The sequence below is a fragment of the Deltaproteobacteria bacterium genome (genome assembly GCA_016178705.1).
In the GTDB taxonomy this organism is placed as follows: domain Bacteria; phylum Desulfobacterota; class Binatia; order HRBIN30; family JACQVA1; genus JACOST01.
This window is the reverse complement of sequence record JACOST010000008.1, coordinates 57,740-83,346: the sequence shown is the minus strand read 5'-3', so window position 1 is coordinate 83,346 and position 25,607 is coordinate 57,740. Positions and strand designations below refer to the sequence as shown.

The following is a 25,607-nucleotide window of genomic DNA, read 5'->3' as shown; positions in this document are numbered from 1 at the left end:
AGCGGCAAAGGAGATGCCGAATGCGATCATCGCCTGCACGAACGTTTTGCCCCGGCGAAGCACCAAGGGTTGATGTTGTTACTCCGAGGCACTGCGAGTGCACGGGGTGCCGGAGTTGCGATCTCGCCGGGCGAGGAATTTGCCCGCGCACCTTGTTCTCAGGCGGCCGTGGGCGGCCTCCGCGCTATTGTGCGGAATGTAGGATGGGCGGGGCGGCCAAGGCAGAGTGGGAACGGAATCTCGGAGTGCTCGAACTCCAACGACGATGGCGAGTTGACCAGTCAAAGTGCCGCGCGGAGAAAGCGGCGTACCGCGTGAGTCGGACGATTCTGAGTCGTTTCGGCGGCCCCAAGGGAGCCCAGTCCACTATCCTTGAAACCGGCTGGGCCGCGGATGAGATGGAGTACCTCCGCGATTGCATCGATGCCATTGTCCGCCACTACCTCGCCGTCGGCGATCCTCTCGCGGCGGCCCCTTGGTTCGAGCTCCACTACGATGTACTTCGTCTCGAATCGAGCGATCTGGCTACTCAGAAGGTCGCGCAGGCACTCGATCACTTGATCGTTGCGAGCTGCAAGCGGAGCGCGCCTCCGGCGATCCGTGAGTGGCGCGATCACTTCAACGTGTTGAGGTGTCGGAGAACGTTGGAGACACTTCTGCCGGACAAGTTCGAGATTGCCCGCCACCTTCCCGCACTTGAGAAGATTGCAAGGACTAGCAACTCGTCGTTTGTCCGGTCCGAGGCGCGCATCGAGATTGCGGGCCACCACGTCGAACTCGATTCGGAAGAAGCGGAGCAAAAGCTGGCCGACCTTACCAACCTTGATAGGTACTTCAACGACGAGAAGCTCGATTGGGTCATGGCGGTCTCCCCGCTTCGACCGAAGATCAGCCGCGCCCTGAAGCTAAGAAGGCCCAGGGCAGCTGAGGTCGAGATCGAGAAATATGCCCGAATCGTCCTTCCGAGACAGACCTTCCGCTACAGCAGGGTGGCCATCGAATATAAGCGCGCGCTCGGGGAGCGTCTCGACATCTCGCCTTCGGCGCTACGGTACCGACCGCACATTTCGCCGATTGAACCGTTTGCTGATCGCGATCTGGAACACTGGGGAACAAACGATCTCAAACAGTCTTCGAGTAGGAGATGATCAGGCGCCGAGACCGACGGTCGTTAGCCAACCTCAGAAAGAAAAAGACCCGTCCGTGATGGAAGGGTCGTGAATGAAACGAAAACCATTTCAAAGAGCTGTACCGGATGACGCAGGGGCTCCGGAGGCGAGATGAGGGACTTGTGAGATCACCTGGGCGGCAGTGTCCGCCAGGTGCTCCGCCTCTTCTCTTTACCCAGGGTGGAGCCCCTGCGTCTCTGCTGCGTGGTGCTCCGGTCGCACCCTTACCGGTCAGGAGTCGTCAACCTGCCGGCAAGCCTTCTGAGGAGTTGAGCCTTTTGCTTTTCAAGACGGAGCTTCTGCCGTAGAAACTCCAGCGCGATGCGCTCGTTGACGAGCCTCAACTCTCCAGTAAAGAGCCGATCGAGATTCTCGATCTCGTGCTGCAAGGTATGCGTGGCCGGTCTCATGAGATTCCTCCTCCCTTGTCGGCGTGCGAGTGGCCCAATCTATGAGCCGCTCGCTGCCGGAAGTGAGGGCCTCGGGAGAGGCCACCAACGACTGACCTCATTCTACCACCAGATGGCGATCTGTGAAGTGATCCTCCTGCTTCTTCTGTGCGGCGCATCGAGCAGCGAAGCGCAATCAGTGAACATTTTTCGAGGCGATGCATCGTTGGTCTGTGGCTATGCGCCGAGGCCACTGCCTCCACCAAGCGAGGAAACGCCGACCGTTCACTGTGCGGACGGCTACTGCGTGCCGGCCAACCAACTCTATCGCTTCACGATAGAGGCTGGCCCTCCTGAGTGTTGGAGCAGCTGGATTTACCCAGCCCCAGGTTGGGGTGGAATTATGATCGCTGCCGACGACAACTTTGAGATCAAGTACGAACACAAAATGGTGCATCCCCTTACGCCGCCGGGGGCAGACGTCAGGCCATACGCGGAGGTGGTATTCGCTGACAATTCTGGAGTTCATCAGGTGTTGCGGTGGACGCGCCCAGGGGAACTCCCCTCAGAACGGGTGCTTGAACGGGTCCGCTTTCGCTTCGATGTTCCCCCACCCGTCATGTACGGCTCCATCGGCGTACTGGGTTTTGATCCGCCCAAAGTGCGGGTTTTGGTGCTATCCACCGCCACCGCGTACAAGATCCCGATGCCCATCGCCCAGAAGGCAATCGTGCTGCTGGTCATCCTGGTCACTGCCAGCGTCGCTGGCTACGTCTTCCGCGGCCCTCTCACACCTCTGGCTTGGCGCTTGGCCGATTGGATCGCGATCTCCGTGGCCTTCTTCGGCGGTCGCCCTCGGCCGAGAGGTGCGGTCGAGCGAGAAGCGTTGGCGCGCGTGGACCTTTCGGATAGTGTTGGACAACCGTCCATGGCAGAGAATCGGCAAATCAGAGGGGTGGGCGAAGGCTTCAGCGAACGCCTCAAGGAAGCAGAGGCGCAGCTCCGACAAGAGTTGGCGACCGATTTTGCAAATCAACCGTCGGATGCGTCGAAGCGGATTCCAGGAAGCGGAGCCTCCGTCGCCGCCTGGTCGGAATTCTGGACGTACCTCAAGGAGCGACAGGTCGACCGGGCACATGAGCGCTACAACGAAGTGCGGTTGAGGATTGAGGCGCAGGCGCTCCAGAAAGTGGACAATTTTCTGGCTCTGAGCAGAAAATTTGCTGACGTGGAACGCCTCGCAAAAGAGAAGGAGGACAAGGATCTCGATCTTGATATTTCTATTGAAGAGAAGAAGCAAAGACTCAAGAGTCTTCGTCAAAAGCGCAAGAAGCCGGGCCAGGGATCGGACCGAGGAACGAAGTTCGACGCCTACTATGACATTCTGGATCGCTTTCGGCGTGAAGCGCCGACGGGAACCACACGCGCCGAATTTGCGCAAGCCGCTGACGACACCCTCCGGGCTCGTTGTTTCGAAGAGATCAAGAAGTACTACGGCGAACAACTACGCACCGATCCGGACCTGAAGAAAAAGCTCGAGAAAGATGGCTTCGAATTGGACTAAATTTGATGAGGTCTCCGCAGGGAGCCTGTTTCTTCTCGGGCACGCTCCAAACGATTCGGAGAAACCGTTCATCTACCCGCGCGAGGCGAGCAAGCGACCGCACCTCGCCTACTACGGCACGACGCGCAGTGGAAAAACGTTCGCGATTGAGTATGCCCTTCAACAGTTAGCTCGCCGCCGCAAGGCGGGCTTCTGTTACATCGACCCACACGGATCGAGTTACTGGCGCATGGCCTCATTCCTTCGCCAGCAGGGAATCAGTAAGCGGGTCATCTTCTGGGATATCAACGATCCTGAGTTCGTGGTTACGTACGATCCGTTCGATGCTCCGGGGCAGTCTCAAGCGTACATCGCCGGCAATTTGACCAGCGCCCTTCTGAGCACGCTTGGAAAACAGGGATCGGCCAGCGAACAACCCCACCTGAAAACGACGACGGAGTCGGGTCTTCTCTCGCTCTTGAAACTTGGTATCCCGTTCCTGCTCACCCGCGACCTGTTCGATCCCCAGGATACGACAATCAAGCAGGCGGTCACGCGTAGTCTTGAGCGCTCCTCGATGCTCGGCGCGATCGCCGAGCTTCCGCGGCTCTTGGACCGCTACCACGAGCTTGCGGCGCCGTACCGACGCCTAGAAAACCTCTTTCAGGATGATCGCCTGAGGCTCACCTTCACAACGGCCGGCCTCGATTTCAGAAAACTCATGGATGAGGGCTGGATTATCCTCGTGAACGCCGAGCCGAAGGACCAGGACGACGAGGCTGCGGCGCTGTTTATTCGCCTACTCATCAAATCGTTCTTCATGGGAGCCAAGCGGCGGGAAAAAGTGGATAAGACGGCACCGTTCTTTCTCGCAATTGACGAAGCAAGCCGGTACCTCACGGCCGACACGGCGCGGATTCTCGCAGAGACGGCCGGCTACGGCCTCTACCTTGTCGTGGGGATGCAGTCGATCGAACAGGCGCGGCTTGAGAACGAGGAGACCTATGTGGCGTTGCGCGCCAACGTCAATGCGGAAGTCGTCATGCGGCTTACCGACTTCGAGGAGAGCATGTATTTCGGCCGGCGGTTCTATGCTCACCAGATGGACTTGAAGGCCGTGAAGGATGAGCAGATACAAACTTCTGCAATTCCACTCACAGTGGGTCACACTACGACGACGCGCTCGCGCAGCACCGTAGTAGGAAGTTCTCACACTGCGCGCAGTGAAGACGACGAGGATCTGACGGACACGGAGTCATCGAGTACTATCGAACAGGAAAGCGAAAGCGATGGCTACCACGTAGAGTATGAGTACGAGAAACACCGGGATACGAAGTACTGGTCCATCGACGAGCAAGAACGCCATTTTGCCCGTCTCTTCTTTCTGCGGTTAAAAAGGGCAAACGCAACGCTTCGGCGTTGCTCGTGTGAACGATGAGGCCGCTGGCCAGATAGAAATTCCTTTGCTCCCGCCCGCCCTCTATTCGATGCCAAAAATGAAGGACTGGTTGCGCACCTTCAAAGCTTCACAGCCGGCAACGCTGCCGCTTGTCGAGGCCCACCGGCGGTTCGAGGAACTTCGCAACACCCACATCGAGCGGCTGCGAGAGCTTGCCTCGCCCATTCCAGCTAAGAGGCACGGGAAATCCACAGAGCGTTTCAAGTGGTGATGGGGTACACTGAAACCAGCCCTTCGGCAGGGATCGATCGTCCTCTACGCTCATTGTCGAAGTGGGGCAGCCATTTTCTTGGGAGTCCCTCTTATGCACAGGGACTCTCAACGGCTGATCCAATTCCCGTAGCGCAACCGAAGCGCGCACCACCGCTTGCGGTGACATCGTTCGTGGCTTGTGCGGCCATGATCTGAAGTTCGGCGGCAACCCTGATCGCACCCGAGACCCTGGCCGAGGATGGGGAGCAGCCGAGAACCGAAGGGTGCATTTCTCGGTTGCTCACCTCGGCACCACACCATGCAAATCACTGAGAAACAACTTGCGCAACGCTACGCCACCACACGCGCCCTGCTCCGCGAGTACTTTCCGCGCGCCGAACGTCGCGTCGTCGACGAGTACGTCGACGCACTGCGCTTGTACGAACTCTTCCCGACTCCGCAGGCGCTCGATCGCCTGATCACCGCGCATCACCTCATCATATCGAGCTTGCCGATCATCGAACTCGAAGCATGAGCACGAGAAAAGCCCGCGAAGCCGACGAAGCGCGCCGGAAAGGTCACCACGCGCACATGAAGTATGTCCTCGGCCTCAACGACGGACCGCACGTGCGCGCGTGTCAGCACTGTCGCCGCGCCACCCTCGGCCGTGTCTGCTACTGGTGCGGCAAGCGCCGCGGTTTGTGGTAGTCCTTGCGAGTCGCTTCAGTTGGTTCCGGATAACAGGATTTGCCAAAAACTGCTATCCCGTGGTAGCCTTCCTTCCATGAACGTATCTCTCACGCCCGAGCTGGAAAAGCTCGTCAACCGAAAGGTCAAGACCGGCCGCTACCAGACGGCCAGTGAAGTTGTGCGCGACGCGCTTCGCGCCCTCGAAGAACGCGACCAGGTGGCCGCCTTGCGCCTTCACGAACTTCGCAAGGACATCCAAAAGGGATTGAAGGGCAAGACCACGCTCTTCGATCCCGAGGAGACTAAGCGCGAAGTGCGTCGGAGAATCGCTGCCGCGAAAGCGTAATGAGGCGCGGCGTTGTTTCCAAGAGTCCCCAGGCACAGCTCGACATTCTCGACGCCGCGCTCTTTATCGCCGAGGGTGACCCCCTCGCGTCTGATCGCTTCGTTGACGCCCTCACCACGACTTTCGACCGTCTCGCTACTTTTCCTCTGATCGGCCGAGCCCGTCCCGAACTCGCGCCCGGCCTCCGGAGTTTTCCGCACCGCACCTACGTGATCTTCTACCGACCAACTCCGCGCGGCGTTCACATCGTTCGTGTCCTTCACGGTGCCCGAGACCTTCCACCTCTGTTGGAGGATCTCTAGCCGCTGAGCGTGATGCAAGGTTTCTGACGATGACGGGTCGTGTCGCGACGGGGGAAACGGATCCGTGCACGCTCTGCGGTGAGCCGGTCGGGGCCCCCCTTTCTGCCCCAGCAAGCGAACCTAGAAATCTTCCAACCTCCAATGAGCACTACGGGGAAACCCCTAACCCCTCTGGCCGCATCGTACAGACATTCTGGCTTCACGCCGCCCAAAGACCGGGCCTTGTAGGGTAAACACGTGGTCCTGGCTTGATCCGAATCCGATGTCGGTAGCGGCCTACGGTGATTTGACAGATCACCGTGCTGTCGTACCATGAGGAGCAGCTCTCTCGGGCCCCCGTTCGGGTGTGCCCGTCAGCAAAAATAGATCGCGGAAAGGAGGATAGTCCCATGAAGGGAAAACGCCCGGACTACACGGTCAGCACCGTCGTCCAGACGGATAACGGCGACCGGTGGCGTGACATCGGCGTGGCCTTCACGAGCGACACAAGCGGCAGCATCACCGTGCTGCTCGATGCGTTGCCCGTGAGCGGCAAGCTCATCTTACGAACGCCGCAACGGCCCGCCACGTCGGCGCCCTCTAGCTGAAGGATCGTCGGTCCTTCCCCCGCAGACGAGCGGAGTCCTTCATTGACTCCGCTCGTTCTCGCCTTCCTCATCGTTGGACGTGATGCCGACATCTTTTCGGTGGATCCCTCTCCGGTCGGATCTCCCCGCCAGTCCCGTCAGCTCGGCACTGACGGGGGAACACCCCGACCAACCAACGGAGAGGAGGTCCACATGTCAAACGACACCGGCCCGCCTATCGACGATTTGCTGGAAGACGAGGCCCTGGCCCGCCGGGAGGCCGAAGCCGCTAACGTGCTCGTGCCGGAGGAGATCGCACGTAAACTCCCGCCCCTCTACAGCCAGGAGGAGCAAGGTGAGAACGCGATCGCCGTGGTGAAGTTCTTCACCCCATGGACGAACTGGACGTGGTACGCGTCCGAGTACGATCGGGAGAAGCGTCTCTGCTTCGGCGTCGTGGTTGGCCATGAACGCGAGTTCGGTTACTTCTCGCTTGAGGAACTAGAAGCGATCCGCGGCCCCGGAGGCCTGCAGATCGAGCGCGACCTCTACTGGAAGCCGAAGCCCTTGAAGGAATGCCGCTGATGGCCTCGAAGGACGCCAGCCATCAGTTCTCGTTTCCTTTCGAGAACATCACGCCGTGCGTGGCCGACTTCAGTGCGCTGAACGGGCCGGCGACGACCATCGCACACGGTGGCTGGCCAACCGGCAACACGCCGCCACTGCCGGTGGAGCTCACCGACGCGCAGCTTCTCACTCAGCTCTTCGGACCGGCTACGTCGCTCGTGTGTGAGAAACTGACGACGACCTATGAAAGCTTCCGGCATCTCGCCGGCGCAACGCCCGACGAGCTTGCTGGGTATGGTCTCAAGCCGGCAGGCATCCAGCGCCTCTCCGCTGTTTTCGAGATTGCGAAGCGCTACGGCGAGCACGAGTTCAAACCGGGAGAACCGCTCCGCGGCAGTCACGATATCTACGCCCACTTCCGCGAACATCTGGCGGCCGAGGTCTGCGAGTTCTTCTACGCCGTGCTGCTCGACAACAAACAGCGCAAGCTTCGCGACATCCTCGTGAGTAAGGGCTCACTCACCGCTTCGATCGTCCACCCGCGCGACGTCTTCGCCCAAGTGGTGCGCCACAGCGCTGCCGGCGCCGTTTTCGTTCACAACCACCCGAGCGGCGATCCGACGCCGAGCAAGGAAGACATCGACATCACCCGGCGCTTGCGTGAGGTCGGCGACTTGGTCGGTGTCCGAGTCCTCGACCACATCGTGATCGGCAAGGGCCGCTACGTGTCTTTCGTCGACGATGGATACTGGTGAGCAGCACCACGATCCAATTCAACCGCAATCAACGCCAACCTATTTCCAGGTTGGCTTTTTTTGTTCAGGCGCCCCCCGAGGCCATCCTGCAGAAAACCGACGCGCTCAGAAGCCCCAGGACGGATCAAACGGGAGCGGTGAAGGCCAAGGTAGCCACCGAAACTCAACGTTTTCTGGTGGCGATTTTTCCCCCGGCGCCCGAACCTTGGAATCCATTCTCTGCCTCACCTGTCTCTTCAGCGTAGCGCCACCCCACCGCCGTCAAGGGTCTCGAACGAGCGGTGCTCTGGAGAGCGCGTGCCGCGCGACCTCTCCCTTGACTGCGGCGGGGCTCCCGGCGCTCCCGATCTTTTGCGGTGAGGCAGATGCCGAGCCGAGCAAAAGGTCGAAAACCAAATTCGAGAACACCATGTGGAAAAAAAGAGACGAGGGCGGGTTCAAGCCGCTGTGGGTGAAGTGCGGATGCGGCAAGTGGAACGCGGTGGCAGTCGGGGCGGTTGTGAAGTACCTCGACAAGATCCTCTCGATGTCCGCCGAGGTCGCGGGGAAGCCGCTGCCTGAGGCGAAGGATGAGAAACGTGATGAGTGATCCCCGCGCAGAGTGCTACGTGTGCGGCGGGCCCATCGAGAGGGACGATGATCTTGTGATCCTCTCGGCTGGTTGGGACGATGAGTTTCAGGCGCCCTGCCACCGCGATTGTGCTCCACGGGATTTGCCGGTCTGATGCAGGCAGGCTGAAGACAGAGCCCCGGGCAACCGGGGCTTTTTCTTTTGCTCGGCTGAAAACATGGGAACGGTTCGGGGGCGCCCCCACCTCTCCGTCTCGCTCCGCTCGCCACCTCTCCGCCATCGTGCCCAACGGCACGCCTCCCCCGGAGAGGGAGAATACGTCACTCATTTTATCCTTGCCGCTCCCCGGTCATCTATGCCTATAGTGCTAGGTAGTCTGGTCTCTAGACGGATACGCTTCCCACGGGTCTTCTGCGCTGTGTGAAGCCAATCCAACAGCGACTCGGAGAGCGCATTCGGATGTTGAGGAAGACCCGTGGGTGGAGCCAAGAGAAGCTGGCCGAGAAGGCCAATCACCACTGGACTTACATTGCCGGCCTGGAGCGCGGTGAGCGCAATCCCACACTCCGAGTCTTGGCCGACATTGCCAAGGCTCTCGATGTGCCGATTCGCGAGTTGCTCCCAGAGTAGCAAGATGCGGTGGCGGTGTCGGTCCACGATCATCTGGAACAACGGCGCGTGAGGTCGCTGCAAATCAAGACAGCGGTCGAGCGAGAAAACCTGAAACTTGTAGTCTTACGTCGCAGTATTGCGCTGCCGACAGATCGTGCTCTGGAACTCTTGGGGGGCATATGAGAGTTCGCGTCCTAGTGGGTCTACTGTTCATCTGCATAGTCATCACGCCTCAGCATGTCTCAGCCGCCACGGAGTCGTTCGACTTCACCGGCACCGAGCAAACCTGGGTAGTCCCCAGCGGGGTCACATCGATCGACGTTGACGTGGGCGGCGCCCAGGGAGGAGGTGGGGTCGAAGGTATCCCGACCGAGTTCGGAGGTAAGGGGGGGCGTGTGCAGACCACGCTCGCCGTAACACCGGGCGAGACGCTGTACATCTATGTCGGTGGGTATGGCGGTGATCTTGTTCCGCCGAACACCGCTGGAGCGGGTGGGTTTAACGGTGGTGGGCCGGGAGGAATAGACAACGTGGACGCGAATGGCCCCGCAGGAGGCGGCGGCGGTGCGTCCGATATTCGCCAAGGAGGTAACACGCCGGACAAGCGCGTCGTGGTTGGTGGTGGTGGTGGTGGTGGTGAATGCTGCCAAGACGGAAGCGGCGGAGATGGCGGTGGTATCACTGGATCATCTGGAGGGGGTAGCGCCCCAGGTGGTGGTGGCACCCAGACTAACGGTGGGTCGGGTGGAGGCAACGGAGCGTCTGGAAGCGCCGGGCAAGGCGGCGGAGGCGGGAACGGTAACCGCGCCGGAGGGGGCGGCGGCGCAGGGTGGTACGGTGGTGGTGGTGGAACGGGAGGATTCCTCGGCTCTGGCGGTGGGGGCGGATCTAGCTATCCGCCGGGGGCGACTCACGCTCAGGGTTTCCAATCGGGCGACGGTCACGTAAGCATCACCTTCACATCGATCACGTCTATAGATTTGATCTGTCGCCCGCTTGCGAGTGATCCAGAAGATTCCATACGTGTCACATCCAAGACTGGCCGGCACTGTTACTTTCTCACGACCAATTCGAACGGAACCCACCACACCTATGGGGCGTACGCGGACCGACTCCTTACGCCGGCGAAGGACGGAGACCCTTTTTCACCGCCTAATGGTTGCGGCCCGGGAGGGCTCGTGGGAGTTTTTCAATCGGTCTGCACGGCCGTCGTCCCGCCGCCAGGACTGACGTTGGAGCAAATCGTGGCATACCTCGAAACTGCGGTAGCAGCTCCTCCTCAAGGCCCGTACCACATACTCTCAAACAACAGCAACGTTTGGTGTCAGCATAGAATTACCGATCTCGGTCTCGATCTTGATCTGCCGATCGGAGCAGTCAGCAGCCCGACAACAGCCGCGGTCAGCTTTGCTTCAGTGACCGCTCGTGCATTAACTAGTTGCCTAGTTAGCAACTTTCTCATAAAGAACATTGGCTGTATACTTCTCGGTGTATGCGAATGATCAACGCACGCAGAGAACTTCTCCCAGTCATCGCCTTCTCTTTGGTGACATGGATAACGTTCCCCGTTGTGGGGGCTGCCCAGCCACTCCAACTCACCGCCGAAGTGCAGGGTACTACCTTTGCTCCAAACGATCCGGTGTTTGTGACCGTTCGGATGAAGAACGTTGGTGTGGCCCCTCTCGTGATCCCGGCCATGGAGCCATTTCCGGACAACTACATAACCCTGAAGCTAATCCATCGGTCCGGACTAACTGCATTCTTCGTCGATCCTGCGAAAGGAACGCTGGGACAGGGAAGAGCGCCAGCCACTGAGGTGCTCCAACCGGATCAAGAAAAAGCATTCGAGATGTTTTTGAACTACCAAGGGGTCGGGCCCCTGGCCGAACGCAATCCAGGGCAACCCAACCCGATCGCGGGTATGTTCACAGTTGTCGCGCACCTTGACGTGAATGACACCAACCTCCCCAGTGAGGGTGATCTAACGTCATTGTTCCGCGGCACCGTAACAAGCGCTCCCTCTCCTGAGTTTCAAGTGATTGGTCCCGAACCCGTAGCAGTACCAGTAGTTTCATGGGTTGGGTACGCTTTGGTACTTTTCGCGCTCACCGGCTTGGCATCCTACGCGATTGGGAGGAATCGCAGCCCTTCCAAGACAGGCAGCCTGTAAGGGCGGTTGCCCATTTGCGTTCTTGTGGTTGCAGATCTCCCAGGGCTGCTTCGCGGCTCCTTGTTACGTATGATAACGTCCTTTATCATACGTAGTATCCATGACCCCGATCCCCTCCGATCGCCAGCTCGCCAAGGCCGGCCTCAACCAGGTCCCAGCCCCGATTGCCGCCGCCGGCGACCGCGCGTCGTGGCGCTTCATCGAGTTCTTCACCGCGAACATCCGGAACGTAAACACCCGACGAGCGTATGGTCGCGCCGTGTCCGACTTTTTTCGTTGGTGCGGCGAACATCGCGTCCGCGATCTTGCGCACATTACCCCAACGGTCGTCGCCGCCTACGTCGAGCAACTCCAGCAGACGCACGCCAAGCCGAGCGTAAAGCAGCACCTCGCGGCAGTGCGAATGCTCTTCGACTGGTTGGTGACCGGGCAAGTGATGCCAGTGAACCCGGCGCACTCGGTGCGCGGCCCGAGGTACGTCATCAAGCGCGGCAAGACACCGGTGCTGACCGCGGAGGAAACGCGCGAGCTTCTCGATGCGATCGACACCGAGTCCCTCAGTGGGCTTCGCGATCGCGCGTTGATCGGCGTGCTCGTCTATTCGTTTGCGCGCATCGGCGCTGCACTCGCGCTGAAAGTCGACGACTACTTTCCCGAGGGCAAGCGCTGGAAGCTGCGCTTGCACGAGAAGGGCGGTAAGGAACACGTCGTGCCCGTACACCACACGCTCGAAGAGTACCTCGACGCATACCTCGCTAGTGCCGGCATTCGCGAGGAGAAGAAGGGACCGCTCTTCCGGACGTTCACCACCGCGCTCGGTCGACCGCTATCGTTAGACGCGATGACTCAGCCCGACGCTTGGCGCATGATCCGCCGGCGCGCGAAGCACGTCGGCATCAGGACAAAGATCGGCTGTCACACGTTCCGAGCAACCGGCATCACCGCTTACCTCGAGAACGGAGGAACGCTAGAGCACGCGCAGCAGATCGCGGCGCACGAGTCGCCGCGCACGACGAAACTCTACGATCGGACCTCGGACCAGATCACGCTCGACGAGATCGAGCGCATCGTGATCTGACCTGAGGTCTTTATCCGCGCTTCTTACCGCCACTCCTTCCGAGGGCCTTGCGAATAGGATCGCTTCGTTCGATCTTCTTCAGGGTCTTGTTGAGCCAGTTCCTGTTGTGTTCCCCGAGAACTTGCTCCTTCGGCTTTGGTCTCTCTCCGTCTGCCATTTTTCCGCGCCTCCTCTCGACGCAACTCTGTACAATACACTCACGACCTCATTCGTTACAACCGGCCGACTTGGAAGGTAGACCCAATTTGAGTGCCAGTGACCCGATTTCGCTCAGTGAGTGGCCTATTTAGTGTTTTCGATATGAACTACCAGGGGCCGATGGGATAGGGGTACTCAGCCGGTCGCGCTCGACGCAGCTCTTGCACAGCACGGTATACAAGAATCCACCACCCATTAACCTGGTGTCTGTCAACGTCCCGGGATCATCGGCGTTGAAAGGCGTTTTGCACTGCGTACAACGCGTCGCGTCGTGCTTCTTGCGAGTAGGAGTGCTGACCCACTCCCATAGGAGAAGCAGGGCAACAACCGGAAGCAGAACAATGAACAGAATACCCACAAGGACGGGCATGGTTTTCATCTACCACGATGGGCCACCAGCCGCTATTGGGTTTGATGTCGAACAAAAGGACGACCAATCTTCTCGGTGCACTGATCTTGCCGCCCCGGATCACCCGCAGCTTGAACGGCTCCGCGCCGGGCCGCACCGAAGTTGGTGGTGCCGGGGGCGTATTTTGGGGCAATCGGAGCTGCCAGCGCGTGTTCGATCAGTTCACCAATGCTCCAAATGTGATCGGTGACCTTGACCGCCGTCGCAGGCGTGCAACGCAAGGTCTCGTGAACTCTCACGAGATCGTACCACGCCATGTGCAACGAGACGGCCGCCCCATGGAATGGGCTATTTTTCGATAGGGGCGCCAGGTGTATACTGACTGAAGCGACTAGAGGGAGGTGCGATGGCAACACACAAGATTCGAGACAGCAAGGGGAAGGACACGGGTCTCAAATGGAGTGATCGCGACGGGGACCGACCCGACCGTCAAAAGGTCTACCGTGAAGATTCGAGCGGTCGCACCGTGAAAACTGGTCATGTGTACGATCCGACTACGGGTAAGTTCAAAAGGTAATTCGCCGTACGACCAAGCTTGGCTGCTGGCGCCATTCCGATGATCCGCCGGCGAGCCGAAGCCGCCCGCACCGATACGGCGATGGACGTACACGTTCTGACCCACACCTGCATCACTGGCTACCTCAAGAACTGCGGCACGTCTGAGCACGCCCTTGAAGAAAGTAAGCGGGAACCCACGAGGAGCGAGCAAACGCTCGCCGGCAGATAATGAGATCACTGCGACGCGAATTGGAGGGATAGATGGAAGAAGACTGCTCGTATCCCGGTTGCGACGACTCCTCTGATGTCAGACCGTGTGGAAGTTGTAGCAAGCTGGTCTGCAACTTCCACGGCTGGAAGGACTGGGAGTATTGTTGGCATTGCAAGCCCGACGGTGACTGAACGATCGAGAGCAATTCGTCTTCTGGACGACGTACCACCAAGCACGAAAGCGCGCGCGGCGCGCGGCCAGCCCATCCCGTGACAGCGGGCCTTCTCGGCCCGAGAGTTACCGGACGCCACCGATGTCTACGACCGAACCTGGGGCCACATCACGCTCGACGAGATCGAGCGGAGATATGATCTACCTCGCCGGTTTCGCCTACTTTTCGCCGTCGCGTGAGATCCGCAACCACCCTACGGCCAGTGTACCGGGCTCCCAATCCTAGGAGGGGAGATAGCAGCGAATTTCCACGCAATCGGAGCTACCCTTGTGGAGGGGACGAGAAATTGGTACCCGCCAATCAGCGAAAGGACCCTGATCTTGGACCAGCTTGTGCTCCTAGCTGCCCTACTCCTCTTCCTTGGTTGCGGCTTCTTCGTTCGCAAAAGCAAGAGATTCGTGACCTTCAGGGATTACGCCCTGAGCAAGCACGGCCAGGGTTGGTTCTTCATCGCTGCCGGCATAAGCATGACTTTTGTTGGCGGTGCCGCAACCCTCAACATGGCCGGCCTTGGCTACCAGTACTCCTGGTGGAGCCTAGTCGATCCTTCCGCCGTCTTCCTCGGCACATTGGCAGCCATCATTTTCCTGCGCCGATACCGTGACGGGGCAGGCATCACCATCTCTGACCTGCTTGCCGGGGCCGATTTGCGTCTCGCGCTACTCACCGGGAGTGTCAGCCTCGTAGTTTATGTGATGCTTGTCGGGGCACAATTTGTGGCACTCTCGAAATTACTCTCCCCGTTTTTCCCGAACATCGACGGCTCGCTTCTAACGGCACTCCTGTCCGCCGCCGTTTTCTCGTACGTGCTTACCAATGGCCTCTCGTCCGTGACTCAGACCGATGCGCTCCAATACTGTTTCGTCACCGGCCTTCTGGTTCCGCCGATCGTGTATGTGGCCCTCACGGCCGCCCCGACTCACGAACCCCCTATTCCGTTCGCAACGATGCCAGCGGACCTATTCCTGTTGCTGGGTTTTTCAATCCTCTTCGTCCCGATGTCACAGGACGTCACAATTCGCGCCAAAGCTGCACGGACCTATGGTCACGCCGCTGTAGGCTTCCTCTTGGGGGGCCTCTCCTACTTCGTGATCGTGGCCGGCTGCATTTACGCCGGCTTCAGCTTGGCACGTGACGGCAGCGTGCTCACTGATCCGGAGAAAGCCCTGCCATTGTTCTTCTCCACCCACTATCCGCGGGCTGGCGTGCTTGCAATTGTCGCCGTCTTCGCCGCAATCGCATCAACCCTCGATGGGTGGGCGTTCAGCGCGATCGTGTCCTGCGCGAACGACATCCTCAAGCGCGTACCCCCCTTCGCTACCCGAGGAGACAGGGCGCGAGTTCTCTGCGCGAGCGTACTCGTGTACAGCACGTCGCTCGCGCTCGCGCTCTACTTCAACAAGATCCTGGCACTCATACTGACCGGCCTTCTGATATACGTCGCTGTTCTTCTTCCCCTCGCCGCCGGTAATGCCCTTCGGCTCACAACCCGAACACTCTTCGGTACATCGCTCACGACAATCGTGCTCATTGTGGCCGTCGAAAGCAGCGGCATCCAGCTCACAGGAAAGGCAATCGCATATCCATCTCTCCATCTTATTCTTGTTTTGGCGTCGTACTTTGCGCAAAGACGGAAAACACATGCTGATCTTCGTCGGAAGCTCGACTAGCGAGCGAAACAAGCGAGCGCGTCGGATCGCCGAGGCGCTTCGGAGGGATGGCCACAACGTCATGTGCTGGTGGGATACCGGCGCATTCCGATCTGGTGACTACACTTTAGACCGTCTGATTGAGCTAGCGGCGGAGTGCGACGGCGCGGTATTCGTGTTTGGCAAGGACGACACCGTCTGGTTCTCCACTGCGAGTGCCAAGCCACCCGCGCGCAAGCCACGCGCTTCTCGCAGGGCCCCAAGAGACAACGTTGTCCTCGAGTATGGAATGTTTGTCACGCGTCACGGGCGCAGTCGCGTCGCCATTGTGACTGACCCTGAAGTCAAGCTCCCCAGTGACCTCCTTGGGGTGACGTACATAGACATGGACTACCTTACGAAGGTCCGCGATCAGTTCAACAGGCCCGACCCGGTGGGGCCTGCGGGAGGCTTACAGATCGCCGTCACCGACTATGCACACGCAACGATCCCTGTTGCCGGTACCCCACCAAACTGGTCCGCTAGAGCATTCTACGTCGGTGCAGCGGGCGCACGCTGCTGGCAGGCCGTAGAAACAGACCCTACATACGTCGGGAAACGGGGTCACGAAGACGTTGCCAGAGCGATTAACAGGATGACCCGGAAGCACTTATTGAAGCAGAACGTGAACGTCGTGGTTTCCTTTGGCCCAGGCGTCGGCACCCTTGACAGCACCGTCTTGGCCCAACTGCCATCGAAGGGCTCCAAGCGATTCATCCCAATCGACATAAATTTCTACTTGATGGTCCTCGCTGCCAAGAATGTGGATCACGCGGACAGGCACACGAGTGTGCCGTTCGGCATATGTGGCGACTTCGAAACCGGGATGAGTGAGATCACCAAGGTACTGAACCATCAGGCGTCGGGAAGCAGGCTCTTCCTCATGCTTGGGGGAACGTTCGGGAATATAGAAGGATCAGAAGCCATATTTCTCCGAGCCCTCCGAAGTGGCATGAGGCCAACAGACACATTTGTCCTCGACACCTTTGTAATGGGCGACAGGTATTCCGTCAGTGCGGATGCATTTAGCAATTTGGTCAAGCAACCTAGGTCAGTGCAGGAGTTCTTCTGGAGTCGGTTTCCGGTCAGGCGATCGACTAAGGATATCGCTGGTGTCGTATCGGTAGGGACAGAGCGGCCGCCGAGCGACATCGGAGACACAAGGGGCTTCACCTTCGTAGCAAAGGCGACCGGGCAGCCCCTTTTGCACGTCAGGCGATATGATGTCAGGTCGTTGGCGAAATTTCTTGAATTGAATTCGTTTTACAAGATTCTCGATCGTGCCGTAATCAAGACGGCGAACAAGGCTGTCAGCCGGGCGGTGTTCCTCTTGAAGCCGAAGCCCTCTTCTTGAAGGTGAAGGCCTGAGTTGCGTTGCAAGGATGCCCTCAGCGCTGAGTTAGCGGAGATCGCGGCGCTGGCGAGATGGGGTTCGCCACATGTCTACTGAAAGTCCGCCACTTCAAACCCTACTCGCGAAAATCGAGTCGCGACCGGTTCGCACCTCCGAATATTCGATTGCGGCTCAGATAGGCCGGCTACTAGGAGAGACAGGTGAAGGTTCAGAGGCAACCGACGCCGTGACGAAGCTTTCGCTAGCTGCCGAATCGATAGCCTTCAGGTTCACAGAGAGGGGCTCTCGACAGCGATCACCCTGGAACACCTACTACGGCCCGGAAATCACTGGCCAAGACGGACATGGGCGACGGGTCGAGTCGCCAAGCATTGAGCTCGTGACGCCTGAGATGATCGACTACTGGGAGCAACGTGCCACGCAGACAACACACCCCCTCATGCGTGCACGGTACGCCGATCTCGTGTGGGACTTCTCGCGCATGATCAAGGACTCCGCTCCTAAGATAGAGATGGCGCACGCTGTCATCGACGCAACCATCGAAGTCGCCTCACGGGCTCTGCACGAGTTCGAGAGCATCGTGATTGTTAGACTCCGAAGAGCGCTGGAACTCTCCCTCAGGACAAACGATCCTACGCGTGAGCAGCGCGTAGCTGATGCGATTCTCGCCTATGAAGACAACGTCGCCATCGACGGCAAGCGTGGCCTGTGGGGATTCTCCTTCGATCTTTTGATTGGCGAAGCAAAAGGATACTTGGGGCTGTCACAAGAAAAGAAGATCATCACCGATCTGGAAGCTCGACTGGGGCGGGTGTCTAGGTCGGATCAGGCTTCGGCGTGTGATCCGTTCGCGGCCGAGGCAGCTGCTCGAAGACTCGCTCGCTACTATCGCGCCCAACGACAGGACTCCGATGTCCACCGAGTGCTGAATCTGTACGCCTCGGCTTTTCTGATGTTAGCAAAGTCGGCTTCGCCTTTGGTGGCGTCCGCTTGGATCGACAAGGTTCACGAGACACTCGTTGAGTTCGGCCTGAAGGATGAGGCCAACTTGGTGGCTCACTCACTAAAGGACCTCAACACCCGCGCGGCCGATCATATGGCTGCTGTCTCGACCACCGTGAATATTCCCAAAGACGAAGTCGAGAGGCATCTTCAGACGCTTCGCGACGCAACCCTGGCAGATGGCTTCAAGCTAGTGGTGGCAGGATTCCTACCCGACCCCGTTTCAGCCGCTGAGACGGTAGAACGAGCGGCAAAGGAAGCGCCGCTCATGTCGAGGATACGCCAAGTGCTTCATGATGCCGACGGCCGACCAACGGCGAGCGTGGGCTCCGTAGAAGAAGATCTCGACGGACGAGTGATTTTGTATGGGTCCCTAAACCTGCAGGTTCAGGCGCCCCTGCTTGGCCTGTCGATCGATACCCTTTTCTCGAAGCATTTACCGTCAGCGCAAACCATCGTTGAGTACCTCGTTGGAACGCTTCTCTTTGAGAGATCCAGGGACGGGTTGCTTGAAAGTGGACTTACCGCCTACCTCCGTCGAGAATTCCATGCCACAGCTTGTACCTTGATTCCTGAGATCGAAGCTGCCGTGCGACGTCTTTTGGTTCTCAACGGTGGGGAGATATATCGGAGATCGAGAACCGGCGGTCTTCTCGTCCGCACGCTTGAGGAAATGCTGAGAGACGGGGCAGTGGCGGAAGTGTTGGGCCAACGCGTCACCTGGTACTTCCGTGTTCTGCTGACGGATGCGCGCGGCTGGAACCTACGCAACTCGGTGTGCCATGGACTCCTGCTGCCGGCCTCATTTGGGCGGGAAGTTGCTGATCGTATCTTTCACGCGATACTTGTGTTGTCTTTAGTCCGGGCCAACCCTGCCTGTAGTAGAGATGCGTCGGCGCCGGAATGACACTAGCGCTCCCGACGGCAGTCTGAGATGACGCTTGCAAAGTCGTGCTTGGCTCAAGCGTGTCAGTTTGGATTCAGACCCCGTGGCTTCAACCATATCTGAGAGACTCTTCGAAAGCTTCTGCTGTCAGGCCGGGGTTCGATGGCGACGTATCCCTGAGTCTTCGGAGAGGCGCCCGGATTACGAGATATTTCCACACGCCGTTCGTGTCTTCGTGGAGGTAAAACAACTCGATCCCAACGCCGAGGAGAAACTTCTTGCCGCACGCCGCGCGCGCGGTGAAGTGGTAGCCTTTGGCTCTACCCCCGGGGAACGAATTCGTCGCCAGGTACGCGAAGCGAACCCACAACTCAAAAGACTTGCGAGCGGGAAGTCACCGACACTTGTGGTGATCTTCAACAATACAGACTGTCACTTGCATACTGATCCGTACGGAGTGATGACGGCCATGATGGGGATTGATACGGTTGACGTTTCCGTACCCGTGAATCCATGCCAATCGCCGACCTTCGGTCCAACTTACTCCGGGAAGCAGCGCGGAATGCGACCAGACGCGAACACCACCATTAGTGGCATCGCGGTGCTCAGAGCAGACGATCCCGCCAGCTTGTATCTCGATCTATTTCACAACCGGTTTGCGCGATGTCCATTGGCCCCGCGTGTTTTTCGGTCCCTACATGTTCGACAGTTTTGCGTCCCAGCAAACGCAAGCAACAGTCTCATTGGGTGGCAGGAGGTCTGACCGTGCAAATCAAGAGCGGTATGGACAGCCGCTGCCGGGCCTTGTCGCGAAGCGGTCGAGATGACAGCTCGAATGGTTGACCTTTCAGCCAATTGGCCCGTTCGTGTCGGTGGCAGCAAGAAGTTCAGTGGCACCGATCTCAAGATGCGGAACGGGGACTTCGTGTTCAACAGTGCGACCAAAGACCTTGAGACTGTAAGCGGCGTGTACGCTCTTGCGCAGTCCATCGAGTTGGCCGTGAAACGGCTTTCAGATGTGCCCCCAGCAGAAATGGTTGAGCAACTTCTCGATCGAGTTCGTAACGGCGAGTATGCACAGTACGTCGACACTCTTCACGTGGTCCGTTACAACGGCACCGACATCGAGTTCGAATTTTCGGCCGCCGGGTTCCCCGGAGCATACGTTCATCGCTTTCAGATCAGAGGTTTCGCAGGAGCCTACGAGTGCATTCCTGCTCACAGAGAGACTATCCTATTGGTTGATACCATCGATCGACAGCTACTTGAGGGACTGCGTCAGCATCCGGAGGGGCTCCATCAGCTCACCCCTCGACGCTTCGAGGAAGTCGTCGCCCATTTGATTGAGAACATGGGATATGAAGTCACGTTGACGCGCTACTCAAAAGACGACGGCGTCGACATCTTTGCGCTGAGGCGAGACGGAATCTCGCCAGTTCTCACTGTGGTTGATTGCAAGAAATATTCTGAAGCCAACCCGATCGGTATCGGCATGATTCGAACGTTGGCTGGCCTTCGGCAGCAGCACAAGGCGAACGTAGGCATGATAGCCACGACCACCCGCTTTACGACAGAGGCAAGAGATCTCCAAGCCAAGGAGTGGCGTTTTGAACTCGCGCTCGCCGACTTTGAGCTCCTCCGAGTATGGCTCGAAGGGTTTGGTTGGAGCCGTGACGATGGTGGCCTTTGGCTCCCTAGCGAAGGAAGATGACCCGGCAGGCGCAGGGATCTTCTCAGGAGTGACGTCGTGAGTTGGGAGGCCTGACAGTGTTTTTGGTCGAGAAGGAGATGCATGATCGGCAGCCACCGCCAACAACGGAGCGGGACGGGTGGGATCGGTTTGGCTTCCTGCCATCTCACGCGAGTTGCCAGTTCAAGGGAGGCGCAATTGAGCCTGTTCCCAACTATGATGACGTTTGGAAGTGGGTACAGCACCACCTCTATTTCGAGAACCTGCTGGCGCAACCAAGTAGCAGCTTTGAGCCAGGAATTCTGTTCCCACCCCTTTCGTGGAGGCAGCAGCACGATCCTAGAACCGACGATCTTGTTAGCGTGGTTCCAGGTTCGGAAGGCCCCGCGTTGCTGCACCGTGTTCCAACGTCGCACTACGTACGGCTTGATGATGTCGTCGCCGGTGCGGAGCGGGAAGGATCTGTGGGGTTCGTCACGAATGTAATCGGCTTCCTCTACGACGCACCCACTCAGTTCTGGGACTGGTGGTTTGACGGGCCTGTGTCGATCGGGGGTAAAAGTCTCCATCCGGTCCCGCTTGTACTTCAGGACTTCGTCTCCCACGCCTATGCAACGTGGCGAGCCTGGGGACCCGAACCCCAACAGCTCATGATCTCCCTCCTCAACATGCACGGCCGGGCTCCGGGCCACAGGTGGCACTGGGAACGCTTCTCGTGGGAGTACACTGTGACCGATGCTTGCTATAAGGTCGCAGATACCGTTTGCCCCGGCCGGTTTCGACGCCATGGAAAGGCCAAGGGGAAGAGACCCAAGCACGGTGACAGGATCAAACTCATGTGCAGGGAGTTCGGCCTGCCATTCGGCGCTGAGGAAGACGCGTGGGTAAATTTCGCAGTTTGTCTACGTAACGAATTGCTTCACGAGGCCAGATGGTCTGGCGCGCAGCCGTCGACCAAGGGGTCCGACGCGGCGTTTCGCGCGCCGCGTTTTCTACACAAGCTGAACCAGCGCTTGATCGTGGGTCTGTTGGATTACCGCAACGGGTTCTTGGCAAGCGGGTGGCTCACCCTTTCCAACGCTCACTTCGATAAAATGAAGTGATAGCCGGGATGGCGACAGCGACGGAGAACATGCCCAAGGTCGGAACACCGCGGCGTTACGACCGTCGCCCGGTATCGAAACCAGTCGGAATAGACTCAAGAGAATCTACCCGAGCGCAAGTACTCAAGACTTTCCGAATGACTCACGTATGGCGCCCCGTTGAATGCGGCCCATCTTCCGATGATGATCTCGATCATACGTCTTAGGTAGCCCGCGCGCGGCCCATTATCTCGGTAAACCCACCAGCAGCGCGCGACCGATGGGCCCTTTTCGGACACTCGGACGAAGTGTTGCTCCTGCGTCGGAATGTAAAGGGCGGCATCGATCGAGCTGAATACGCGACTGCCATCTCGCTTACGGCCGCGCAGTAGGCGACCAAGCGCCCACAAGAAGACTTCCTCTGTCAATGGTCGATTCTCAACGTTCGCAACGATTAGCAATCCCAGCGAATCGGCCAACCGTTCGCGGTCCCGTGTGTCGCGGATCTGCTCGTTGGCTTTGCGCACGTGCTTCCTGAGACAGACGCTCGCAATGCGTCTTGCCTCGTCATTTATGGCTGCAGAGTCCGGCTGCGACTGAAACAAACGGACGAAGGAGGTGCTTCCGTACAACACTATTCCGCGCTGCGCCACGAGCTGGTCCGCCAAACTCTGGATTTGATGACTCGGATCATTCTCGAGGCACTTCAACTCGGCGATGAGCCTTCGCTCGAAGAATAGGTAGTCAGCTGTTTTGCCTTCCCCGGACCCATTGTCGTAGATCTCTGCATACGGAAGCTCCGAGACGAAGCGGCGGAAAGAGGATTCGAAGTTCATGGCCTCGCCTTGCCCGCCCCAACGATCACCGAAGAGGACCCGACAGAACTTGTCTTCTCCATTCGCCCGGCTTCCACCAACCCGGATGACGCCATCGGCGTCTTTGGGTAACGGCAGGTGCTCCGGACCAATCGCTAGAGACATTCGTTTGCCTCTGCGGCTGATCATATCGTCCTGGCCCTGTTTTTTCGAGCCGCAAGCAACAGCCGTAGATTCGCGGAAGCACCTCAGACTGATCGACGGGGTGACCGTCGTTTTCGAACTGCAACGGTTGCAGTTTTTGTGGGCCGAGAGGGGGAATTTTGGGTCATTTGGGGACTGTCTACATTTGCCCGAGATGACGCGGAAACGCTTGATTGGCACGGGTTTTCTGGACTTTCCAACGTCTCGTTCTTTTCGCTGGGGTCCAGTTCAAATCCCGTCGGGGACGCTTCTCTGGCGTTGCTTCGATCGAAGATTGTGCACCGAAGACGCGACCGTCATCAGCCGGTCGCGTCTTCGGTGGACGTGCGGTCGCGCAGCGACAGGACGAAGGCGCCAAACAGTAACGGAAGACCAACCAGTACGGCGTAGTGTTCCGGCGGATGGTGTCCCCCTGCGCCCTTGATCACCCACGCGTTGAGCGCATGAAGCGTGCGCTCGACGATAGCGAGACCGAGCATCAGCGGCACGAGATCACGATACCGCAGCGAAACGATGAGGGTGGCGAGACCGAAGGCGATCTGGGTGGCACCGGCCCAGGCGAAGACGGCGATGATGACACGGCCGTTCTGGCTCAAGTCGAGGCCCGCGATCGTCCCCGCGCCCCCGTCGGGTGCGAACGTGTGGATACATCCCGGAACGATGGTCAGCACGCTGAACAAGGTCAGGAAGTAGGCGGACACCATCGAGCCGGAGTATGCGGCATTGGTGCTCGGCGGTAGGACGCGCATGGCGGACAACTTCCCTGGACCGGTGGAACTCCAGTCTGCCTCAACCCACCGGTGGAAAAACCTGTCCGATGGCGAGGATCAGCAATTGCCCGGCGAGACCGGCCTCACGATGGACCCCGATCGCTTGGACCTCGGGGGAGGTCGCGATGCGATGGAACTCGACGCGCGACGGATACTCTGCGATCGCGACCGCATCCCACAGCCCCTCGACCTCGCCGATCACGAGCCCCCGTACGTCGCCTAAGAAGAGGATTCTGCCCCCCGCCGCCGCGACGATCGGGCCCATCTCCGCGCCGTAGCGCATGTAGGCTTCCCGTCCGGAGACATCGTTCGGGCGGCCGTCTTGGTACTGCGCCCGGTCGTGGAACTTGAGCAGATTGACCATCGCGATCGGACCCGGCGTCGGATCCTGCGCGAGGGGCATAAGTTGGTCGAAGGTGGGGTACACTTGATTGACAACGTTCATCTTGCTCTCCTTTGCTTGCGCTGATCGCGTTGGTCTCTAGTTTTCCCAGTACACGTACTCGTCGTCCGGGCGCTCCGGCACGCCGAGGGGATGATCGACGTCGATCGCCGCCTCGATCAGCGACGGCCACGCCGGCTTCACCATCTCGGCCTCGTGGGCCGCAAGCACGGCCTGTAGCTCACGCACCTTATCCGGATTCTTTGCCGCCAAATCGACGCGCTCGGTCGGGTCTTCATCGAGATGGAAGAGCCAGACCTTCTTCGGTTGCTCCGCCACCTGCAACTTCCAGCCGCCGGCGAGCACCGTCTTGTAACCACCCGAGCGCCAGAAGAGCGATTGGTGCGGCGGTCCGGCCGTTTCGCCGCGCATGAATGGAATCAGATTCACGCCGTCGATCGTGCGATCCGCCGGCAGCGGCGCGTGCGCGGCGGCTGCGGCCGTTGGGAAGATATCAATCTGCGCCACCGGCGCGGTGAAGCTCGTGCCGGCAGGCACGGCTCCTGGCCATTTGAGGAAGAACGGCGAGTGCATCCCGCCTTCGAAGAACGTCATCTTCCAACCGCGATAGGGTTTGTTGATGTCGGGGAGGCCGATGTAGTTCGCTCCGCCGTTGTCGCTGCTGAAGAACACCAGGGTGTTCTGTTCGAGCCCATTCGCCTTCAACGCCTCCAAGACGCGGCCGACAGCGCGGTCGAGGGCGCGGATCATTGCGGCGTACACGCGCAACCGGTGGTCTTTGATTTGCGCCAGCGCATCGTAATCCGACCGCAACGCCTGCAGCGGTGTATGCGGCGCGTTGGGTGCAAAGTACATGAAGAAGGGACGATTGCGGTTCGCCGCGATCGCCTTAGCCGCTTCGTTGGCGAGATAGTCGGTCATGTATTCCGGAGGACGAAAGCGATCGCCGCCATTTTTACGCACGGCGAACGGCAGGTTCGCCCACAAGAAGGTGTCGATCGGATCGAAGTCCTGCACCGAGTTCACGGCTCGCGGATCGTCGGCGTCGAGATACATCGACCCGCCGGCGTAGAAGCCGAGGTACTCATCGAAGCCCTGCGCCTCGGGCCGCATCGCCTTGGCTTCGCCGAGATGCCACTTGCCGAAGCCGAGAGTGCGGTAGCCTTGCGCTTGCAGCAGTTCGGCCAGTGTGATCTCCGCCGGCGGCACGCCTTCATCATCCATCGACGGCACGTCCTTCTCCCGCTCGTCGTGGTAGATCGGCGCGTGGAGCGAACCGGGTTGGTCGTGCGTCATGCCGGCGACGAGGCGCATGAAGATTTTCGGTGCTGGGGTAAACTCGAAGCCGAAGCGAGTCGGGTAACGTCCGGTCAAGATCGCCGCGCGCGACGGCGCACAGGTCGCGTTGCCCGCATAACCTGCGGTGAACTGAACGCCGTCCCGCGCGATCGAGTTGATGTTCGGCGTGTCCACCGCGCCGTTGGCGACACCGCCGCCGGCGAACGTCAAATCGTTGTAGCCGAGGTCATCGGCGACGATGACGACGATGTTCGGCGGCCGCTCAGCGCTCGGCGCCGCAGACGCGCTCGGACCCGCCTCCCACGTCACCTCGCGCGGCGGTTGGATCGGATCCATGATGCGCGACAGCAGCCCGAGCCCATGCAACTTCAGATAGCCGTAGGTTTTCCAACCGCCCGCGGCGATCACCACTAGCGCTAGCAACAGGACGAATCGATTCTTCGTCATCGCCGTGCCC

The 25,607-nt window shown here is 59.2% G+C and carries 27 protein-coding genes; 22 read left to right on the top strand and 5 right to left on the bottom strand.

What is annotated here, in order from left to right:
• The first annotated feature begins 203 nt into the window (after nucleotides 1-203).
• Nucleotides 204-1,148 (top strand): hypothetical protein, encoded by a 945-nt coding sequence (locus tag HYR72_03725; protein MBI1814065.1) that lies wholly within the window; start codon nucleotides 204-206, stop codon nucleotides 1,146-1,148.
• Nucleotides 1,149-1,393: 245 nt separating this feature from the next.
• On the opposite strand, the gene HYR72_03720 is transcribed toward HYR72_03725, so the two are convergent.
• Entirely contained in the window at nucleotides 1,394-1,579 is a 186-nt protein-coding gene (locus tag HYR72_03720; GenBank protein MBI1814064.1) for a hypothetical protein, read from the bottom strand.
• A gap of 382 nt (nucleotides 1,580-1,961) precedes the next feature.
• On the opposite strand from HYR72_03720, the gene HYR72_03715 reads away from it, so the two are divergent.
• From HYR72_03715 to HYR72_03615, 21 genes are all read left to right on the top strand, one after another.
• Entirely contained in the window at nucleotides 1,962-3,122 is a 1,161-nt protein-coding gene (locus HYR72_03715; GenBank protein MBI1814063.1) for a hypothetical protein, read from the top strand.
• Nucleotides 3,103-4,539, top strand: coding sequence for a type IV secretory system conjugative DNA transfer family protein (locus tag HYR72_03710; protein MBI1814062.1), 1,437 nt, complete (start codon nucleotides 3,103-3,105; stop codon nucleotides 4,537-4,539). Before HYR72_03715 ends, HYR72_03710 begins: the two co-directional genes overlap by 20 nt.
• Nucleotides 4,529-4,771 (top strand): hypothetical protein, encoded by a 243-nt coding sequence (locus HYR72_03705; GenBank protein MBI1814061.1) that lies wholly within the window; start codon nucleotides 4,529-4,531, stop codon nucleotides 4,769-4,771. The genes HYR72_03710 and HYR72_03705 overlap by 11 nt, the downstream gene beginning before the upstream one ends.
• A gap of 300 nt (nucleotides 4,772-5,071) precedes the next feature.
• Nucleotides 5,072-5,287: a hypothetical protein gene (locus HYR72_03700; GenBank protein MBI1814060.1), complete on the top strand. Its 216-nt coding sequence runs from the start codon at nucleotides 5,072-5,074 to the stop codon at nucleotides 5,285-5,287.
• Nucleotides 5,284-5,460: a hypothetical protein gene (locus HYR72_03695; protein MBI1814059.1), complete on the top strand. Its 177-nt coding sequence runs from the start codon at nucleotides 5,284-5,286 to the stop codon at nucleotides 5,458-5,460. Before HYR72_03700 ends, HYR72_03695 begins: the two co-directional genes overlap by 4 nt.
• Before the next feature lie 76 nt (nucleotides 5,461-5,536).
• Entirely contained in the window at nucleotides 5,537-5,788 is a 252-nt protein-coding gene (locus HYR72_03690) for a type II toxin-antitoxin system ParD family antitoxin (protein ID MBI1814058.1), read from the top strand.
• A complete protein-coding gene (locus HYR72_03685) occupies nucleotides 5,788-6,090 on the top strand; it encodes a type II toxin-antitoxin system RelE/ParE family toxin (protein ID MBI1814057.1) in 303 nt (100 codons plus the stop codon). The genes HYR72_03690 and HYR72_03685 overlap by 1 nt, the downstream gene beginning before the upstream one ends.
• Nucleotides 6,091-6,479: 389 nt before the next feature.
• Nucleotides 6,480-6,677, top strand: coding sequence for a hypothetical protein (locus tag HYR72_03680; GenBank protein MBI1814056.1), 198 nt, complete (start codon nucleotides 6,480-6,482; stop codon nucleotides 6,675-6,677).
• Between the two features lie 192 nt (nucleotides 6,678-6,869).
• On the top strand, nucleotides 6,870-7,241 hold the full coding sequence (locus HYR72_03675; protein ID MBI1814055.1) for a DUF2958 domain-containing protein: 372 nt from the start codon (nucleotides 6,870-6,872) through the stop codon (nucleotides 7,239-7,241).
• Nucleotides 7,241-7,978: a DNA repair protein RadC gene (gene radC, locus HYR72_03670; protein MBI1814054.1), complete on the top strand. Its 738-nt coding sequence runs from the start codon at nucleotides 7,241-7,243 to the stop codon at nucleotides 7,976-7,978. Before HYR72_03675 ends, radC begins: the two co-directional genes overlap by 1 nt.
• On the top strand, nucleotides 7,975-8,223 hold the full coding sequence (locus tag HYR72_03665) for a hypothetical protein (protein ID MBI1814053.1): 249 nt from the start codon (nucleotides 7,975-7,977) through the stop codon (nucleotides 8,221-8,223). Before radC ends, HYR72_03665 begins: the two co-directional genes overlap by 4 nt.
• Before the next feature lie 164 nt (nucleotides 8,224-8,387).
• On the top strand, nucleotides 8,388-8,567 hold the full coding sequence (locus HYR72_03660) for a hypothetical protein (protein ID MBI1814052.1): 180 nt from the start codon (nucleotides 8,388-8,390) through the stop codon (nucleotides 8,565-8,567).
• A 393-nt stretch (nucleotides 8,568-8,960) separates the two neighbouring features.
• Nucleotides 8,961-9,179, top strand: a complete 219-nt coding sequence (locus HYR72_03655; protein MBI1814051.1) for a helix-turn-helix transcriptional regulator — start codon at nucleotides 8,961-8,963, stop codon at nucleotides 9,177-9,179.
• A 161-nt stretch (nucleotides 9,180-9,340) separates the two neighbouring features.
• A complete protein-coding gene (locus HYR72_03650) occupies nucleotides 9,341-10,663 on the top strand; it encodes a hypothetical protein (protein ID MBI1814050.1) in 1,323 nt (440 codons plus the stop codon).
• Nucleotides 10,660-11,331, top strand: a complete 672-nt coding sequence (locus HYR72_03645) for a hypothetical protein (GenBank protein ID MBI1814049.1) — start codon at nucleotides 10,660-10,662, stop codon at nucleotides 11,329-11,331. Before HYR72_03650 ends, HYR72_03645 begins: the two co-directional genes overlap by 4 nt.
• Before the next feature lie 100 nt (nucleotides 11,332-11,431).
• Complete coding sequence (locus HYR72_03640; protein MBI1814048.1) at nucleotides 11,432-12,409, top strand: tyrosine-type recombinase/integrase; 978 nt, start codon at nucleotides 11,432-11,434, stop codon at nucleotides 12,407-12,409.
• 1,868 nt (nucleotides 12,410-14,277) lie between these two features.
• A complete protein-coding gene (locus HYR72_03635; GenBank protein MBI1814047.1) occupies nucleotides 14,278-15,627 on the top strand; it encodes a hypothetical protein in 1,350 nt (449 codons plus the stop codon).
• Nucleotides 15,599-16,999, top strand: a complete 1,401-nt coding sequence (locus tag HYR72_03630; GenBank protein MBI1814046.1) for an L-histidine N(alpha)-methyltransferase — start codon at nucleotides 15,599-15,601, stop codon at nucleotides 16,997-16,999. Before HYR72_03635 ends, HYR72_03630 begins: the two co-directional genes overlap by 29 nt.
• Nucleotides 17,000-17,390: 391 nt before the next feature.
• Nucleotides 17,391-18,908: a DUF4209 domain-containing protein gene (locus HYR72_03625; protein MBI1814045.1), complete on the top strand. Its 1,518-nt coding sequence runs from the start codon at nucleotides 17,391-17,393 to the stop codon at nucleotides 18,906-18,908.
• A gap of 802 nt (nucleotides 18,909-19,710) precedes the next feature.
• The gene (locus HYR72_03620) at nucleotides 19,711-20,598 is read left to right on the top strand and encodes a restriction endonuclease (GenBank protein ID MBI1814044.1); all 888 of its coding nucleotides are present in this window, start codon (nucleotides 19,711-19,713) and stop codon (nucleotides 20,596-20,598) included.
• A gap of 56 nt (nucleotides 20,599-20,654) precedes the next feature.
• Nucleotides 20,655-21,680 (top strand): hypothetical protein, encoded by a 1,026-nt coding sequence (locus HYR72_03615; protein ID MBI1814043.1) that lies wholly within the window; start codon nucleotides 20,655-20,657, stop codon nucleotides 21,678-21,680.
• 95 nt (nucleotides 21,681-21,775) lie between these two features.
• Here HYR72_03615 and HYR72_03610 read toward each other — a convergent pair whose 3' ends face one another.
• The 4 genes from HYR72_03610 to HYR72_03595 form a co-directional block, all read right to left on the bottom strand.
• Nucleotides 21,776-22,639 carry a hypothetical protein gene (locus HYR72_03610; protein MBI1814042.1) on the bottom strand — a complete coding sequence of 288 codons (864 nt, stop codon included), beginning with the start codon at nucleotides 22,637-22,639 and terminating at the stop codon, nucleotides 21,776-21,778.
• 338 nt (nucleotides 22,640-22,977) lie between these two features.
• Nucleotides 22,978-23,427 (bottom strand): hypothetical protein, encoded by a 450-nt coding sequence (locus HYR72_03605; protein ID MBI1814041.1) that lies wholly within the window; start codon nucleotides 23,425-23,427, stop codon nucleotides 22,978-22,980.
• Nucleotides 23,428-23,467: 40 nt separating this feature from the next.
• Nucleotides 23,468-23,893 carry a DUF1330 domain-containing protein gene (locus HYR72_03600; protein ID MBI1814040.1) on the bottom strand — a complete coding sequence of 142 codons (426 nt, stop codon included), beginning with the start codon at nucleotides 23,891-23,893 and terminating at the stop codon, nucleotides 23,468-23,470.
• A 36-nt stretch (nucleotides 23,894-23,929) separates the two neighbouring features.
• The gene (locus HYR72_03595) at nucleotides 23,930-25,597 is read right to left on the bottom strand and encodes a sulfatase-like hydrolase/transferase (GenBank protein ID MBI1814039.1); all 1,668 of its coding nucleotides are present in this window, start codon (nucleotides 25,595-25,597) and stop codon (nucleotides 23,930-23,932) included.
• Nucleotides 25,598-25,607 lie beyond the last annotated feature (10 nt).

What these genes read in the sequence shown, in the direction of transcription:
- HYR72_03725 (MBI1814065.1), top strand. Translation starts at nt 204, where the DNA reads ATGGGCGGGGCGGCCAAGGCAGAGTGGGAACGGAATCTCGGAGTGCTC.
- HYR72_03720 (MBI1814064.1), bottom strand. Translation starts at nt 1,579, where the DNA reads ATGAGACCGGCCACGCATACCTTGCAGCACGAGATCGAGAATCTCGAT.
- HYR72_03715 (MBI1814063.1), top strand. Translation starts at nt 1,962, where the DNA reads ATGATCGCTGCCGACGACAACTTTGAGATCAAGTACGAACACAAAATG.
- HYR72_03710 (MBI1814062.1), top strand. Translation starts at nt 3,103, where the DNA reads ATGGCTTCGAATTGGACTAAATTTGATGAGGTCTCCGCAGGGAGCCTG.
- HYR72_03700 (MBI1814060.1), top strand. Translation starts at nt 5,072, where the DNA reads ATGCAAATCACTGAGAAACAACTTGCGCAACGCTACGCCACCACACGC.
- HYR72_03695 (MBI1814059.1), top strand. Translation starts at nt 5,284, where the DNA reads ATGAGCACGAGAAAAGCCCGCGAAGCCGACGAAGCGCGCCGGAAAGGT.
- HYR72_03690 (MBI1814058.1), top strand. Translation starts at nt 5,537, where the DNA reads ATGAACGTATCTCTCACGCCCGAGCTGGAAAAGCTCGTCAACCGAAAG.
- HYR72_03685 (MBI1814057.1), top strand. Translation starts at nt 5,788, where the DNA reads ATGAGGCGCGGCGTTGTTTCCAAGAGTCCCCAGGCACAGCTCGACATT.
- HYR72_03680 (MBI1814056.1), top strand. Translation starts at nt 6,480, where the DNA reads ATGAAGGGAAAACGCCCGGACTACACGGTCAGCACCGTCGTCCAGACG.
- HYR72_03675 (MBI1814055.1), top strand. Translation starts at nt 6,870, where the DNA reads ATGTCAAACGACACCGGCCCGCCTATCGACGATTTGCTGGAAGACGAG.
- radC (MBI1814054.1), top strand. Translation starts at nt 7,241, where the DNA reads ATGGCCTCGAAGGACGCCAGCCATCAGTTCTCGTTTCCTTTCGAGAAC.
- HYR72_03660 (MBI1814052.1), top strand. Translation starts at nt 8,388, where the DNA reads ATGTGGAAAAAAAGAGACGAGGGCGGGTTCAAGCCGCTGTGGGTGAAG.
- HYR72_03650 (MBI1814050.1), top strand. Translation starts at nt 9,341, where the DNA reads ATGAGAGTTCGCGTCCTAGTGGGTCTACTGTTCATCTGCATAGTCATC.
- HYR72_03645 (MBI1814049.1), top strand. Translation starts at nt 10,660, where the DNA reads ATGATCAACGCACGCAGAGAACTTCTCCCAGTCATCGCCTTCTCTTTG.
- HYR72_03640 (MBI1814048.1), top strand. Translation starts at nt 11,432, where the DNA reads ATGACCCCGATCCCCTCCGATCGCCAGCTCGCCAAGGCCGGCCTCAAC.
- HYR72_03630 (MBI1814046.1), top strand. Translation starts at nt 15,599, where the DNA reads ATGCTGATCTTCGTCGGAAGCTCGACTAGCGAGCGAAACAAGCGAGCG.
- HYR72_03625 (MBI1814045.1), top strand. Translation starts at nt 17,391, where the DNA reads ATGATCGACTACTGGGAGCAACGTGCCACGCAGACAACACACCCCCTC.
- HYR72_03620 (MBI1814044.1), top strand. Translation starts at nt 19,711, where the DNA reads ATGACAGCTCGAATGGTTGACCTTTCAGCCAATTGGCCCGTTCGTGTC.
- HYR72_03610 (MBI1814042.1), bottom strand. Translation starts at nt 22,639, where the DNA reads ATGTCTCTAGCGATTGGTCCGGAGCACCTGCCGTTACCCAAAGACGCC.
- HYR72_03605 (MBI1814041.1), bottom strand. Translation starts at nt 23,427, where the DNA reads ATGCGCGTCCTACCGCCGAGCACCAATGCCGCATACTCCGGCTCGATG.
- HYR72_03600 (MBI1814040.1), bottom strand. Translation starts at nt 23,893, where the DNA reads ATGAACGTTGTCAATCAAGTGTACCCCACCTTCGACCAACTTATGCCC.
- HYR72_03595 (MBI1814039.1), bottom strand. Translation starts at nt 25,597, where the DNA reads ATGACGAAGAATCGATTCGTCCTGTTGCTAGCGCTAGTGGTGATCGCC.